Annotated in this window: 13 protein-coding genes; 6 read left to right on the top strand and 7 right to left on the bottom strand. The window is 40.7% G+C overall.

The features are described 5' to 3' along the window. Positions 1 to 188 precede the first annotated feature (188 nt). Together FCN14_RS12610 and FCN14_RS12605 are read left to right on the top strand one after the other, a co-directional pair. Positions 189 to 587 (top strand): nucleoside 2-deoxyribosyltransferase, encoded by a 399-nt coding sequence (locus tag FCN14_RS12610; RefSeq protein ID WP_138431626.1) that lies wholly within the window; start codon positions 189 to 191, stop codon positions 585 to 587. A 50-nt stretch (positions 588 to 637) separates the two neighbouring features. Further along, positions 638 to 937 (top strand): antibiotic biosynthesis monooxygenase family protein, encoded by a 300-nt coding sequence (locus tag FCN14_RS12605; RefSeq protein ID WP_138431625.1) that lies wholly within the window; start codon positions 638 to 640, stop codon positions 935 to 937. A 7-nt stretch (positions 938 to 944) separates the two neighbouring features. Here FCN14_RS12605 and FCN14_RS12600 read toward each other — a convergent pair whose 3' ends face one another. The 3 genes from FCN14_RS12600 to FCN14_RS12590 all read right to left on the bottom strand — a co-directional run bounded on the left by FCN14_RS12600 (position 945) and on the right by FCN14_RS12590 (position 3,934). After that, on the bottom strand, positions 945 to 1,406 hold the full coding sequence (locus tag FCN14_RS12600; protein WP_138431624.1) for a hypothetical protein: 462 nt from the start codon (positions 1,404 to 1,406) through the stop codon (positions 945 to 947). Between the two features lie 53 nt (positions 1,407 to 1,459). Continuing rightward, positions 1,460 to 1,912 (bottom strand): MarR family winged helix-turn-helix transcriptional regulator, encoded by a 453-nt coding sequence (locus FCN14_RS12595; protein ID WP_138431623.1) that lies wholly within the window; start codon positions 1,910 to 1,912, stop codon positions 1,460 to 1,462. Positions 1,913 to 2,368: 456 nt separating this feature from the next. Then, the gene (locus FCN14_RS12590) at positions 2,369 to 3,934 is read right to left on the bottom strand and encodes a DEAD/DEAH box helicase (RefSeq protein WP_138431622.1); all 1,566 of its coding nucleotides are present in this window, start codon (positions 3,932 to 3,934) and stop codon (positions 2,369 to 2,371) included. A gap of 283 nt (positions 3,935 to 4,217) precedes the next feature. On the opposite strand from FCN14_RS12590, the gene FCN14_RS12585 reads away from it, so the two are divergent. Further along, a complete protein-coding gene (locus FCN14_RS12585; RefSeq protein WP_138431621.1) occupies positions 4,218 to 4,607 on the top strand; it encodes a hypothetical protein in 390 nt (129 codons plus the stop codon). Between the two features lie 7 nt (positions 4,608 to 4,614). Here FCN14_RS12585 and FCN14_RS12580 read toward each other — a convergent pair whose 3' ends face one another. The 4 genes from FCN14_RS12580 to FCN14_RS12565 all read right to left on the bottom strand — a co-directional run bounded on the left by FCN14_RS12580 (position 4,615) and on the right by FCN14_RS12565 (position 8,667). Next, on the bottom strand, positions 4,615 to 5,538 hold the full coding sequence (locus FCN14_RS12580; protein WP_138431620.1) for a sterol desaturase family protein: 924 nt from the start codon (positions 5,536 to 5,538) through the stop codon (positions 4,615 to 4,617). 178 nt (positions 5,539 to 5,716) lie between these two features. Continuing rightward, positions 5,717 to 6,712 carry a universal stress protein gene (locus tag FCN14_RS12575; protein WP_138431619.1) on the bottom strand — a complete coding sequence of 332 codons (996 nt, stop codon included), beginning with the start codon at positions 6,710 to 6,712 and terminating at the stop codon, positions 5,717 to 5,719. A gap of 64 nt (positions 6,713 to 6,776) precedes the next feature. Further along, the gene (locus FCN14_RS12570; protein WP_246043169.1) at positions 6,777 to 7,910 is read right to left on the bottom strand and encodes a DUF368 domain-containing protein; all 1,134 of its coding nucleotides are present in this window, start codon (positions 7,908 to 7,910) and stop codon (positions 6,777 to 6,779) included. 88 nt (positions 7,911 to 7,998) lie between these two features. Continuing rightward, positions 7,999 to 8,667, bottom strand: a complete 669-nt coding sequence (locus tag FCN14_RS12565) for a protein-L-isoaspartate(D-aspartate) O-methyltransferase (protein WP_138431618.1) — start codon at positions 8,665 to 8,667, stop codon at positions 7,999 to 8,001. Positions 8,668 to 8,804: 137 nt separating this feature from the next. On the opposite strand from FCN14_RS12565, the gene FCN14_RS12560 reads away from it, so the two are divergent. From FCN14_RS12560 to lgt, 3 genes are all read left to right on the top strand, one after another. Further along, positions 8,805 to 11,882 carry an AsmA family protein gene (locus FCN14_RS12560; protein ID WP_138431617.1) on the top strand — a complete coding sequence of 1,026 codons (3,078 nt, stop codon included), beginning with the start codon at positions 8,805 to 8,807 and terminating at the stop codon, positions 11,880 to 11,882. Positions 11,883 to 12,022: 140 nt separating this feature from the next. After that, positions 12,023 to 13,483, top strand: a complete 1,461-nt coding sequence (gene cysS / locus FCN14_RS12555; protein ID WP_138431616.1) for a cysteine--tRNA ligase — start codon at positions 12,023 to 12,025, stop codon at positions 13,481 to 13,483. Between the two features lie 354 nt (positions 13,484 to 13,837). Beyond that, positions 13,838 to 14,863: a prolipoprotein diacylglyceryl transferase gene (gene lgt / locus FCN14_RS12550; RefSeq protein WP_138431615.1), complete on the top strand. Its 1,026-nt coding sequence runs from the start codon at positions 13,838 to 13,840 to the stop codon at positions 14,861 to 14,863. Positions 14,864 to 14,887: the final 24 nt, after the last annotated feature.

Genomic DNA, 14,887 nt, shown 5'->3' with positions numbered 1-14,887 from the left:
TTTTTAATTAATAACTCTTGATTTAGCAGAACAACCCTTATACTAATCCTCTCCCTTTTGACTTGCATTCTAATTAAGTGCTATATTTTTAAAATAGCAAGATGAGAACCTAAAACTGAGTAAATGGAGTTGTTAGAATTGTTTGATAAACTTTAAGAAACAAACTTTAATTTTAGCTTTTTAACTGAATGAATATCTATTTTTCCGGCTCAATCAGAGGTGGTCGACAGGATGCTGCATTGTATAATCAACTCATCAATGAGTTAAAAAAATTTGGGAATGTACTAACTGAACATGTTGGGGCATCCAATATCAGCAATGAGCCTACCGACGAACAAATTTACCAACAAGATATGAAGTGGCTTAAAGAAGCTGATATTCTGATTGGAGAAGTTACTACCCCTTCGCATGGAGTTGGTTATGAAATAGGCCAAGCTATTGCCATGGATAAACAGGTATTTTGTTTACACCAAACCGATAAAGATAAAGCACTTTCAGCAATGATTAACGGTGCTCCTGCGATTAAATGTTTTGAGTATTCCGAAGTTGAGGAAGCAAAAAAGATTATTCAACAGATCTTTTCTTAACTGCTTATTTCCCAGAATCATTAATTCGTTATTAAATAAAATTTCAGATTATGATTATTGTACATATCAAACACTTTCTTAACCAACAAGGTGAGGAGTATTTTGGTAAATGGGTTAGTGAAGTAGCCGATATACTATCCGACTTTAAAGGATTTATTTCCCTTGAAATAATCGAAGAGATCGATGAAGCCAGCGAGTCACAACTTTTATTACGGTTTGAAGATGAACCCCTTCTGCGGAAATGGGCAGATAGTCCTGAACACGATGCACTCGTATCAAAACTATTCCCATACCAACTAAAACCTTACAGCTCCCAAACTTACCAAGTAAAGCAAAGCTTTGACGACTAATTTCTATTCAAGATTGCACCTTTTGGGGCATACGACCACTTAGAATAAGACCTGACTTCATATTTTGTGCCATCAAATATATGTTTGTACCACCTGCAACAAATTCGACGAGCTGGATACTGTAAAATAGCCCTCCGAAATCGGTAGATTGAGCCAAGTAATGTAAAACAACTGCTGATGGTAAAAGCACAGTTAAACCCAGCAGCATAATGCGTATCATTCTCTGCTTCTTCTGCTGAATGGGCTTCGCTTTACTGCTACCTCCCAATTTATTACCGGAAAGTCCAGATATTGCCATCGCAGGTACTAATATCACGAGTCCATAGACAATATACTGTTTTACCAATTGTATATACTGCAATGTACCTAAGAGTTCAACAATAACAGTAGAAATGAAAAAGCTTGCTATTAAAAAAAGTGCGATTGTGCTACTTGCCGCATGTATGGTTACAATTATTGATCGATTCATAATAATATATTTATTAGTTGCATAGACAACTATTTTGATAAAAAATAGCTGTCCTATTTTGGTTTATCGTTCAAACGGTCTCTGAATTTCTTCAACGTTTTGAGCAACTGATCAAGCTCCTGCTCGTCGGCTACATCAAAAATGCTGGAAAAGTGACCCAATAGCTTAGCCCTTACCTCTTCACGTTTCGATTTTGCCTGTTTGGTAAGCTCAATAATATATGCCCGGCCATCTTCAGGATCTCTGCTTCGTTTAATCCAACCGTTGTCTTCCATGCGTACCAACATCCTAGATATATTATGTTTATCCTTCAGAGTTAAATGTGCTATATCGTTCTGGTTCATCACTTCATCTGTTGACCACAGCGTCTGCATTACCTGCCACTGCTCGGGCGTAAGACTATATTCGGATAGCGCATTCTGCAGTTCATTTCGAAACAGTAGTGCTACACGATAGATATTAAAACCAATCGCATCATCCAGAATTTCAGGTATTTCTTTAGCCATATTGTTGTTACATTTGTTTAATGCAATATATAGTTGTCTATGCAACTAATCAACAAGTAAATTACTGTCTCTTTTAAAAGGAAGTGCCTGATCACCCAACTATGTTTTTATTATAATTTTTCTGTACTAAGCGGGCAATACTCGTAAAATAAACATCAGCTCCAAACTGATTGGGTATTTTCTGATGATGGCAAAGACCTTATGATTATCGCAGGTCAGCGTTTTATTATGGCCTGCACCCAATAGTGCTTTGATCTGATGACGATCTTCTTTGCTGAGTTGGTTGGATTGTATTTTACCATTACCACACAAATACAAACCACTTTCCCGAAGTCCTCAAGTCACACTTCTGAACATCTTCTTACAGATTGTCCTTACCAGTTGAATCCAGAAAATAAAAAAGCAGATACTCTTTTTGAGTACCTGCTTATATTATAGTGTCAAAATTGAGAGCAATTAGGCAACTTTCACATGCACTTTCTTCCCTTTTACTCTGTTATGATCCATTCCGGAAATCACTTGGTTTACATACTTTCCGGGAACATCAACGAAAGAATGTTTGGGGAAAATATCGATATTTCCAATCACTTTTCCGGGGATACCAGACTCACCTGCAATAGCTCCGACTAAATCACCGGGATATACATTGTTCTTTTTACCCACGTTGAAGTAGACCTTGATCATATCTGAATCGTTATATTGCTTAGCCTGTTGGCTTGCATCTTGTGATTCTTTTTTGCCCGAATTCATCTTTAACAGAGCTGCTGCAATTTCAATCGTTGTAAAACGATCATCGACAAAACTTTCAATCTGTTCGATATAATCACGCAGGTCTCCTTTTTCGAGCACCTCTACCATCTCTTCCATCAGTCCGTCGAGTTTCGAGATTCGAACATCGGCCGGAGTTGGCATCTCCAAAGGATTTAACTGAGTTTTAATCTGTTTCTCTATAGCGCGAAGCTGCTTTCGCTTGTTTCGCGTAGTAAATGTAATAGCCATACCTGAACGACCGGCCCGCCCTGTACGTCCAATACGGTGCACATAATACTCTGGGTCTTGGGGAATGTCATAATTAAAGACGGCTTCAATATCATCGATATCAAGTCCGCGAGCAGCAACATCGGTGCCCACCAATACATCAATAGCACCAGATCGAAACTTAGCCATCACACGGTCACGCTGATTCTGATTAAGGTCTCCATTTATAAAATCAGAAGAATAACCGCGAGATTGCAGCTCTCGAGTCACCTTTTCCGTTTTCCGTTTGGTATTACAAAAAACCAATGCTAATGCAAAGCCGTTGATATCCAAAAACCGACAAATAGCTTCTGTTCGTACCGAATCTCGCACCTCAACTTTATATTGCTCAATATTAGGCGCAGTCATCTTCTTTCGTTCAATGGCAATCGTCTGCGGATTATTCATATACCGCTTCATAATCTTCTTAATACCTTTAGACATGGTAGCAGAAAACATAATCGTCTGTACAGGCCCATCAGCATATGACAAGATCTGTTCCATATCATCACGGAATCCCATATTCAACATCTCATCCGCCTCGTCAAAGACAACACGCTTCAGGTTATTAAGTTTCATGGTACCGCGACGTAGGTGATCAATCGTACGACCGGGAGTACCTACAACAATATGCGCTCCTCTTTTCAATGCCTTAATCTGCCGAGAAATAGATTGCCCGCCATAAATAGGAATCACGTTAAGCCCGCCAAGATGCTTACCAATCTTTATAAGCTCACCGGTAACCTGTATCGCCAATTCACGTGTAGGGCACATTATAATGGTCTGTACTTTGGCAATGTCAACATCAGTTTGTTGAACTACAGGAATTCCAAATGCTGCTGTTTTTCCGGTTCCTGTCTGTGCTTGTCCTACTACATCTTTTCCTTCTAAAAGTGCAGGAATACATTTTTCCTGAACGGGGGTTGGACTTTCAAAGCCCATACTTTCTAACCCTTTAAGAATTGGCTGGGCTAGGTTTAAATCGCTAAAATTCGAATCTGTCATATAGATAAATAAAATGAGTATTAGATAATTACCTGACGCTACAACATGTACCTTTAGTACCAGCATGCTAAGCTGCCATCCTAAAACCGTACATAACTTGAGGCGCCGACAGACCTGAGAAGGGATGTGAGAACCTGTTTAAACGAATAGGCGGGATAAAGTAACACCAGAACGGGGCAAAGATACGGATAATTATACATATTACCCATTTTTAATTGGCACTTAGAAAGTATATAAAGCAAATGTTGTTAGGGAAGGGGATAAAACGGGGTTCAAAAACAATATGATGGCACAACAACTGTTACTTATTATACTTGTTGTCGTTATTGTAGGGATTGGTACTGTCATTGCAATAGATTCAATGAACGAGAGTCGGACTGAATCTAGGAAATCTGCTATTCGGCAAGATATCCTACTGGTCATTAATGACGCTCAAACCTACTATCAAAAGCCAGCAGCTATAGGTGGAGGAAACCAGTCATTTGATGATATTTCAGAAGCTAATATTCGCTCAATCAAGCCCACCAATGAAAATGGCAGCTATCAAATATCGGGCTCCGGATCAACAGTTACCATAACCGGTACCGGTACAAATAATATTGTAAAACTTACTACTACTGCTAGCATCAGCCAAGGGGGAGTTCAAATTAGTTGGGCCGATTCTACCCAGTAATAGACACCTATTCCTCTGCTTCAGCTGAAGATAAAGAAGCGACATTATCCGACCTATTCCCTTCCGATTCTTTTGCTACCCGAGCCTGTTCGGCGGGACTTGCAAATAGAATAAACAGCCAATCTCTCCACCCTTCAGCCTTCTTCAGATCTTTCCAGATGGCAATAAATTCATGAAATACCAAATAGACCGGGTTGTAGGAGTCCGGGGGCTTGGTAATGCCGTAATTCGGTGTATTTAGTTCCGGCTGAAAAGTACCAAACATCCGATCCCAAATAATTAAGGTCGAACCATAATTTTTATCCAGGTAATGATCATCTTTGGCGTGGTGCACCCGATGATGCGAGGGGGTGGTAAAAATAAACTCAATAGGGCGAGGAAGCTTATCGATAAGTTCGGTATGGATCCAAAACTGGTAAAGCACCGCAATCTGGTGACAAATAAAAAATGCCACAGGGTGAAAACCGGCTAGTGCTACCGGTAAAAAAAAGATCACCTTAAAGCCTTGCACCCACGATAACCGAAAAGAAACAGAAAAGTTATACTCTTCGGAGGAATGGTGTGGAACATGGGTAGCCCACCAAATTCTTTGTTCATGGGCTATACGGTGTGCCCAATAGCGACAGAAATCAAGCAGAATAAAGCAAAGTACATACGACCACCAAGTATGTGGCACCCGCCAAGGAACCATGTTATAAAAGAACAGCACCAATGCAAATATACTGATCTTTGTGGCTGAACTAACTATAATATTACCTATCCCTATAGCTGTAGAAGCCCAAAAGTCTTTGGTATCATACAGATCCCATTTTCGCCATGCGCTTAATCCCCACTCAATAAATACAAGGGCAAACATTACCGGAGCTGCATATATTATTATCGGAGGCAGCCCCATATCCATAAGCTCTTGTATTGTAATAAGTTCTGGCATAGTAACTACTCTTAGTCCTAAAGAATGAAAGTAAACATATTATTTCTATGCATCAGTTAAAAATTTTTTCACTGATACAATACAACGGAACAAACGACTAGAAAAATCGTTCGTTGCCTTTTACCAGACAGCAAATGCTGTCTGGTAAAGCCCCCCCCTGGAAATATCAAATATGATGCTACGCTTTCGTTTTTTCTTTCAATTTCTCCTTTGCCGGCTTGACGGTAAGTACCGGAATAGATAGATGCTGTGAAACCTTTTCGGTAGTTGAACCCAAAAAGAAATGTGCCAATCCGCTGTGGCCGTGAGTAGTCATAACTACGAGGTCGGCATTCTCACTGGCATAGTCCTCGATAGCAAGATGAGCAGAAACCCCCTTTTCTATCACAGTTTTTAGATTGACCGTTTGACTTGAGGCTCCCTTTGAAATCACTAATTGATCTTTAAAATCACTTTCGTACCTATTTAAAGAAACCTCATCACTATTTTCAAGATAGGTTTCCAATTTATCAATAAGTGCGGTATAAATATTGGTCTCGTCAGACTGTTCTGGACGCCCCATCACATCCTGCATGGGATCGCCATACAGTTCAATAGCATGAAAAAGAGTAATCTCAGCCTCATAAATTTCGGCCAGTGGTAATGCAAGAACTAAGGCAGAAAAAGAGAGAGCAGATCCATCTGTTGGAATGAGTATCTGCCGCAAACCCTCAACATCCAGGCTATCATCAACCGTAAATACCGGTACTTTTGAATGTCGGATAATCTTTTCGGTTGTGGACCCTCGTAGTAATGGAGTGCCATGCCCCCCCTTGGAGGCCATTACAATTAAATCATATTGCCCATCGCTTGCGACTTCACATATTTTTGAAGACGCTCTCCTATGGATCGGCCGAAGGACCTCTCCCCTGTACTCTTCTGCAATATTCAGCTCCATCTGCTCATTGAGCTTCTGTGAAGTCTGTTCCTGTACTTTGGGATAGATATCAGAATCCATGCTAATTGGTGCTCCCAGTTGTGCAATACTATCGTTGAAATACTTTAGAGTGGGTATTACATGGATAAGATCAATTTTTGCCCCAAACTTTGCTGCTATTTGTTGGGCATGCTGGTAAGCAATTACTGAGTTAACTGAGAAATCTGTAGGTACTAATATTTTATTTATCTGCTTCATGATGATACCGGCTTAATGGCTTTTTATAAAAAAGACAATTTAGTCTCTTTTTCTTTACTGAAGATTATCCTTTCGCGCGTAAAGAATCAAGTCCCAGAACCATTAAAAGTCCGATAATTATCCCGATTATTCCATCCCAAAAATGTGGTGTTCGGGCACCTTTGTCCGTTGCATATGGGATATAAGGATCACTCTTAATCAATTTCTTCTTAACCGTAAGTAATACCACTTTTTTAAGTTCATCAGAAGTTGCTTCAGGGTTCTGTACTTCTCCTATTCGCTGATACTCCGGGCGATTTTCGGAAGGGGGATTATTTCGCAACTCAACAACTTTGGGACTGGTGTATTCAACCACTTTTTTCTTAGTCACAATCTCTTTGTACATCCGGTTTTGATAAGGCCAAATAACGTACAACGAGCCAATCAAAAAACCAATCAATACCGCAAGAGTCTTTGCCTCATATCGATTTAACAACCAAGATAAGAGCCGCGAAAAAAGCATAAGCCCGCAAACTGCCCCAGCTACAAAAGGGGCCAAAGCAAACAAAGCCATTGAGGTATCAGCTGTTCCGAGACTTCCTATCTGGCTAAGTATATAATCATATTTCCGGAGAATGAGCAAAATATAGGAGCCCGAAATACCCGGCAAAATCATTGCACATATGGCTACAGACCCACTTAGAAACACATATAACGAGGAATCGGGGGTGTCAGCAGGTACCAAGGTAACTACCCAGAAACCGATGACGGCTCCAACCAGTATCAGCAAAGCATGAATCCACCCAAAATTTTCTATCGCATTTATTAGAATAACAATTGAGCCGACAATCAATCCAAAGAAAAGTCCATAAATAAGTTCCGGATCGGTGAACATATAAACCTGCAGGGGAACGACTTTCGTAAAAAAGAGTACAGCCGCAAACATCCCTGCCAGCAAAACTCCCATAAAACGCCAATCCACCCCCTCAAATGCTTCTTTGAGTCTAAGGGTAAACAGCTGCTTAAAGAAATCAGTGTCAAAACTTTTAATGGCATCAATAAGACGCGTATAAATACCTACGATAAGGGCCATTGTTCCACCGCTTACGCCGGGCACAATATCAGCAGAGCCCATCAGAAAACCTTTTAATAATAGAAAAGGATACTCCTTCCAGGATTGTGCTTTAGAAGTGGAGTTGGATTGATCAGTTTTAGACAAAGGAAATAAGAGTTAGGAATTAGGAATTAAAATCGTTGAAAGATATAGCAAGGAGACCAGTTTTTCATTGATCATTTCAAATTCCTAATTACTTCTGCCAACCTTTTTTGCCAATGAGCGGTACAAATTTAAAATCACTGTAATGTTCTTCCTCATATTCATCTTCGCGTATCTTTATAATACGGACCATCTCTTGACGACTTTCATTACCCACAGGCACTACCAATCGACCGTTTAGTGCTAATTGCCCTACCAAGTCTTCAGGAACTACCGGGGCACCGGCTGTAACAACAATAGCATCATAAGGAGCATAAGCTGACCAACCCAAGGTGCCATCACCCAGTTTTGCCCGAATAGAATAACCGAGATTTTTTAGAGTAGTACGTGCCTTTTCGTAGAGCTTCTTATGGCGCTCAACAGTATACACTTCGGCTCCAAGTTCGCATAATATTGCGGCTTGGTAGCCCGAACCAGTACCAATCTCTAATACTTTCTCGCCCGGTTGTACTTCAAGCAGTTCTGTCTGGCTGGCCACAGTAAAAGGCTGTGAAATAGTTTGCTCTTTACCAATAGGAAGAGCCGTATCTTTGTAGGCTCGATCTTGAAGAGCAGTATCTACAAACACATGCCGAGGTACGATACTAAAAGCTTCCAATACCCGTGGGTCTTCAATACCTTTATCTGCCAACGTTTCGACTAACCGTTCTCGGCGGCGTTTAAATTTTGGATTATTAGCTCCGGATCCCCAATTCAACATAGTTAATCAGTATTATAGCAACTAATTAGCGTTATTTTATAACATAAGGAACTTGTAGCAATAAAATCGATTTTTATTGTACTATTAAGTAGCATATAATTATATCTCATCATATAAAACTGATCAATGGAGAGTTTATGAAAACATTCTTAAAAGTTGTAGCAGGCTTTCTGGTTATTATCATTTTAACAGCTGTAGGCCTCAGTATTTATTTTACGGATGAACGCCTTAAAAGCACGGTGATGCCCCAACTTAATAATGCCGTTGGGCGTACGGTTAATGTTGAATCGATGTCACTCACCTTTTTCAGCTCTTTTCCTCAACCGGGTATTAGCATCCAAAAAATGAGTATTCCGGGGGCAACAGAATCAGATACCCTACTATCAGTTGATGAACTTATAATATCAGTGAAGTTATTCTCCCTTTTGGGCGACCAAGTAGAGATTGCAAACCTGAGTGTTGAAAAGCCGGCATTTACCTATATTGTTCACCCTGACAGCAGCACAAATATTGACTTTCTGATGAGTAACGAGGGAAGTTCCCAAGATAATTCTGCTGGCTTGGCAGTCAATATACCTTCGCTACAAGTATCGGGTGCTCAATTCACGTATCGGGATTCAACCTCAAATACCAACGCTTTCATTAATGATCTCAGCGCAGATATTTCTCTTCGTTATGCCGACACGATTGAAAGTACTATTGACCTGCAGATAGGCGGTTTTTCTGCTACGGTCGGAGAAAATCGTTATCTAAACGACTTACCCCTCACCCTCCAACAGCAGTCAACAATTAACCTTTCCGAAGAAAAACTAAACCTTCAAAGCGGTACCCTTTCTATACGCGGCCTAGCCCTTAATTTGTCAGGGACCATAACGGACTGGAGTAATACATTAAGTACAGATCTCTCTATAAGCTCGTCATCAGAAAATTTTGGCGAGCTCCTTAGGTTGGTACCCCCGGAATATGAAGAATATGTTGAAGGGCTTGAAACTAAAGGTTCTCTGGCTATAGATGGTACTATAAAGGGACCGCTAATAGCTGACGAGCTCCCCCAATTCAATCTTAATATGCAGGTAAGCAACGGTTACCTTAAAAACCCGGAGCTGCCTCAACCTATTAAGGAAATTCAGTTTACTGCTCAAGCAAATAACAATTTGGTTACACTTACTAGATTGAACGCCCGGGCAGGAGAAAATAACTTTTCTGCCAAAGGAGAACTCACTAACCCTCTTAATGAGAATGGCGATTTTTCCATTGACTTTGATGGCAATATCAACCTGGCAACAGTAAGTCAGTTTTATGATATCAGTCAGTTTGATATTCAAGAACTTAGTGGAAAGCTGACTGTGAAAGGCAAGGCCAGTGGTAATAGAGCAAAGCCCGAAAAAGCTACTTTCGATGCTTTTACAAAACTTACAAATGGCCGTCTCAAATATACCGAGGTTCCTAAAGCGATTGAGAACATCGCCATTGATGCTCAGGCAAACCATACCAAAATAACAATCAACAACATGGCTCTTGAGACTGCTTCAAATACTTTTTCGATGCAGGGAGTTATCAACCAGCCATTAAAGGAAGTAGAACGAACAGTAGATCTGAACACAGAGCTACAATTTGATTTATCAACCATCAAAGAGTTCTACCCTATTGATGAGGATACTCTGGAAATGCGCGGCCAGCTAACTGCCAATGCCACATTAAAAGGGAAAGCAGACCGACTTGAACAAGCCGTACAGTCCGGCACTATCAGCCTTGCTAATGGGTATATTGAGCATAAATCACTGGGCACTCCTTTGCAAGAAATTGCTTTCGATTCTAAACTAGACGGCCCAACGCTTTCTATTTCTGAAGCCCGTATCAAAACTGGTGATAACAACCTCTCGCTGTCAGGGTCTATCAAAAATTACCTGGCCGAAGATCGTATCATTAACCTTCAACTCAATGGCAATGCCAATTTATCAGAAATCACCAATTACTATGATCTTAAGCCAACAATCACTGAACTAACTGGAAAAACCAAGCTAAACCTGACTGCTTCAGGACCTGTAACGAAATCGGCAGAAATGCATTTTGACGGTACTATGACTGTCTCAGATGTCAATATGAATGGTGATGCGATGGTTCAACCCCTGAAAAAATTAAATGGCGAGCTCACTTTTGATCCCCAAACTGTTGCTTTAAATGCGCTCCAATTCAATCTTGGGTCCTCTGACTTTAAACTGGGCGGGTCGCTCAAGAATCATATGGAATACCTGAAAGCTGAAAAAGATCGCAGCACTACCCCAAACTTAACGGGTTCTTATAAAAGTAAACTGCTTAATGTTGATGAACTGATTAACTGGGAAGATACTTCGAGCACAGAAAAAACACCTATTCACCTTCCTGATCTAAACAGTTCGGTAACAGCTGATATTTCTGAACTTGTAGTAACTGGTATTTCTATGAAAAACCTAAAAGCCCGTGCTTCCACAACTCCAAAGCAAATAAAACTTGAAAGAGCATCGGTACAGCTTTTTGATGGAGAAGCTAATGGTTCTTTTACCTGGGATGTTCCCCAACCTGACCGCACGGAGCTTACGTTTAGCGGTTCGCTGGACAGCCTGCAATCTAAATCATTTTTTCGCGAATATCCCATATTGGGAGAAGACAGCAAGTTCCACAAATATATTTCAGGAGCGTTTACGGCTCAGGTGAACTATTCCTCAGAGCTTGATGTATACCTGCAGCCCGTTATGAAAACTTCTACGATGGAAGGAGACTTCGGGATGACCAAAGCACGCCTCAAAGGTCATCCACTGCAAAATAAAATTGCGGTTTTTTTGAAAGCCGATGAGTTAAGAAATATTGCCCTGGATAAGTGGCAAAGCACCTATACACTAAAAGACAATGTTTTTACGATTAAAGACCTCCGCCTTACCAGTGGCAATATCGGGGCCGAAATGAATGGCACGCAACATATGCAGACGGGCAAAATTAATTATCAGCTAAAACTCTTCTTGCCCGAACGATTCAAAGGAGCCATTGCTTCGGTTATCAGTAAACAAGCAGCTACCGCGCTTACCCAAGAAAACGGTACTATTATGGTCCCGCTACGGGTGCGAGGCACTCAGACTAAGCCCGTTGTTACACCTGACGAAAAAGCGATTACCCCAATTATCAAAGAATTCTTAAAAAACAAAGCGGGCAATGCCCTTAAAAAATTATTTGATGGGTAATTCCGATTCATTTTTTTTAAATGGAACCAACAATAGCCTACTCAACTTCTAATTGTAAATACATGTTGTAAACTATTCACTCTAAGCTTTATCTTAGTGTTCAATAAATTTAGTGAGAAAACCAGAGTCACCCATATTAAATGGATACACTACATATATATAATACGCTTAGTCGTGAAAAGGAAAAGTTTGAACCTATCAAAGAGGGCTTTGTCGGTATTTACGTGTGCGGCCCAACAGTCTACGGCGACCCCCACTTGGGACACGCTAAAAGTTATGTCTCTTTTGATGTAGTAATCCGCTACTTGCGTTATCTCGACTACCAAGTGCGTTATGTACAAAATATTACGGATGTGGGGCATCTCACTGATGATGCTGACCAGGGCGAAGACAAACTCGAGAAACAAGCTGCTATTGAGCAACTTGAACCTATGGAAATTGCCGAAAAGTACACCTACAACTATTTCCGGGATATGGATGCGTTAGGTGTACAGCGCCCTGACATTTCTCCTCGCGCAACCGGACATATCATTGAGCAGATCCAGATGGTCGAAAAGCTAATCGATAATGGACATGCTTATGAAACCGATGGGAACGTATACTTTGACGTTTCTTCTGATGAAGAGTATGGAAAACTTAGTGGCCGCGATATTGAGGAACAGGAAAGTGGAAGCCGTATTGAAACGGCCAATGACAAACGATCACCTGAAGATTTTGCACTCTGGAAAAAAGCCGATGACGGACATATTATGAAGTGGCCTTCCCCATGGGGAATGGGCTATCCCGGCTGGCACGTAGAATGTTCGGCAATGTCAACAAAATACCTGGGTGAACATTTTGATATCCACGGTGGCGGCATGGACAATCAATTCCCCCACCACGAATGCGAAATTGCCCAAAGCGAGGGAGCCCATAACAAACCTTTTGCAAACTATTGGATGCACAACAATATGGTAACGCTTGAGGGGCAAAAGATGGGCAAATCGCTGGGTAATGCAATTTCGCTGCATCAATTTTTCTCAGGTGACCACGAGCTTCTTTCTCGCGCATGGGATCCACAAATTATTCGGTTCTTTTTGCTTCAAAGCCATTACCGCAGTACTACCGATTTTTCTGAAGATGCACTTTCAGGTGCTGAAAATGGGCTGCGCAGTCTACAAGAGATGGTTCAAACTATTGATCAAGCAAAGCTAGAAGATGCTGGAGATTCCTCTTATGACCTTGAGTCATTGCGAACGTTGCTGGAAAGCAAGTTAAATGATGACTTCAATACCGCACAAGCTATTGCCGTACTTTTTGAAGAATTGAAAACAATTCGCAAGGATATCAACAGTGGTAATATTCCCGCTAATATCGAGGAGATCAGTCAATTCCTGCATACTTTTGTAGACGGAGTTCTGGGTTTATGGCCAAAAAAAGAACAAGTTTCTACAACAGATGATAAGACAGAACAACTTATTGAATTACTTATCGATTTCCGTAATGAGGCACGCCATAAGAAAAACTTCGAACTTTCAGATGCGATCCGTGACCGTTTGGAGAAAATGGGTATTAAGCTAATGGATGGCCCGGAGGGTACCGACTTTAAGATCAAAAAATAGTAGTATTACTACATTAGATCCCTCTTTCCCAAATAGGTATAAATACGCTGCCTTTTCACAAGTCAGCTTTCCTTTTGGAACCAAACACGAAAAATAGCGTGAGCGTCCCGTTCATGCTTTTGAGACCTATACAGTAATTATCAAGTAGTTTTTACAATGATAATAATTACTTTAATTGGTACATATTACCCATACAATACACATTCTTAAAAAGAGAGGAAAAATGTTTACCAATCTATTCAGAAACTATATATTTCTGCCTCATTATTACGAGTTATTTTATAAAAAGACTACTAATTTTAATACCAAGAGCGGGCAGCCAATTTAGCTCACTCCCTATTATTTACTTAACCAATGCAAAATTCTGATCATCTGGTTTGGAATGCAGATCCTGTAGCTATTGATTTAGGTACATTTCATCTCCCTTTCCCAATTACCTTGTATGGCATTTTCGCTGCTTTTGTAATCATCTATTTTGGATACCAATGGCTTGCACCCGACAATCAAACTGAGGATAAAGAGCCTGAAATTCATCCCCTTAAGTTAACTGGCCTCATCATCGGCTCTTTCGTCTTAGGCCAGCTTGCGTTTTTAATATTACCATCCCCCACTATCAGCGAAATTGGTCCTATACAGCTACGTTGGTATAGCATGCTTTTTGCAGGTTCTTTTGTGGTTGGTATATGGCTCACACGAAAAATGTTCATCCATGCCGGTCGCAATCCCCTGGAGGTAGACCAACTCTTCATGTATGTCATTATTGCTACTGTTGTAGGAGCACGGCTGGGACACGTTCTCTTTTATGATCCATCATTCTACTTTCGGTACCCTTTCCAAATTTTGGCTGTCTGGAATGGGGGATTAGCCAGCCATGGAGCTGCTATTGGCATACTGTTAGCGCTTTACGTTTTTGTAAATAAAAAAAAGCAGATGAGCTTTCTGTGGTTGACAGATCGCGTAGTTATAGTAGTAGCTATTGCAGGCGCCTTTATTCGAACAGGTAACTTTATGAACTCCGAAATTATTGGAGAACCTACTGAAATGGCATGGGGTATCGTCTTCCAACGACTTGATATGGTTCCCCGCCACCCAACAATGCTTTACGAAGCTCTGCTATGCATTGTTGTTTTTGCCATACTCTGGAAAGTCTACAAAAACTACAATAACAATCCGCCTGAAGGTTCCCTCTTCGGCCTATTTTTAACAATACTATTTAGCGGACGCTTTTTGCTCGAATTTACAAAGATGGAACAAGCTGCATTTGCCGCTGACTGGATCTTCAATATGGGTCAGTGGCTTAGCGTCCCTCTTATTATTGCCGGGATCTGGCTCATTAGCAAAAAAGTAGATTGGCAAAAAAAGCCACAAATAAACGCATAATTTCAGACATTTTAATAATTACCT

It is taken from the genome of Fodinibius saliphilus (genome assembly GCF_005869845.1).
GTDB lineage: Bacteria > Bacteroidota > Rhodothermia > Balneolales > Balneolaceae > Fodinibius > Fodinibius saliphilus.
The sequence above is the reverse complement of the archived record's forward strand: the minus strand, read 5'-3'. Positions and strand labels throughout refer to the sequence as shown.

What these genes read in the sequence shown, in the direction of transcription:
- FCN14_RS12610 (WP_138431626.1), top strand. Translation starts at nt 189, where the DNA reads ATGAATATCTATTTTTCCGGCTCAATCAGAGGTGGTCGACAGGATGCT.
- FCN14_RS12605 (WP_138431625.1), top strand. Translation starts at nt 638, where the DNA reads ATGATTATTGTACATATCAAACACTTTCTTAACCAACAAGGTGAGGAG.
- FCN14_RS12600 (WP_138431624.1), bottom strand. Translation starts at nt 1,406, where the DNA reads ATGAATCGATCAATAATTGTAACCATACATGCGGCAAGTAGCACAATC.
- FCN14_RS12595 (WP_138431623.1), bottom strand. Translation starts at nt 1,912, where the DNA reads ATGGCTAAAGAAATACCTGAAATTCTGGATGATGCGATTGGTTTTAAT.
- FCN14_RS12590 (WP_138431622.1), bottom strand. Translation starts at nt 3,934, where the DNA reads ATGACAGATTCGAATTTTAGCGATTTAAACCTAGCCCAGCCAATTCTT.
- FCN14_RS12585 (WP_138431621.1), top strand. Translation starts at nt 4,218, where the DNA reads ATGATGGCACAACAACTGTTACTTATTATACTTGTTGTCGTTATTGTA.
- FCN14_RS12580 (WP_138431620.1), bottom strand. Translation starts at nt 5,538, where the DNA reads ATGCCAGAACTTATTACAATACAAGAGCTTATGGATATGGGGCTGCCT.
- FCN14_RS12575 (WP_138431619.1), bottom strand. Translation starts at nt 6,712, where the DNA reads ATGAAGCAGATAAATAAAATATTAGTACCTACAGATTTCTCAGTTAAC.
- FCN14_RS12565 (WP_138431618.1), bottom strand. Translation starts at nt 8,667, where the DNA reads ATGTTGAATTGGGGATCCGGAGCTAATAATCCAAAATTTAAACGCCGC.
- FCN14_RS12560 (WP_138431617.1), top strand. Translation starts at nt 8,805, where the DNA reads ATGAAAACATTCTTAAAAGTTGTAGCAGGCTTTCTGGTTATTATCATT.
- cysS (WP_138431616.1), top strand. Translation starts at nt 12,023, where the DNA reads ATGGATACACTACATATATATAATACGCTTAGTCGTGAAAAGGAAAAG.
- lgt (WP_138431615.1), top strand. Translation starts at nt 13,838, where the DNA reads ATGCAAAATTCTGATCATCTGGTTTGGAATGCAGATCCTGTAGCTATT.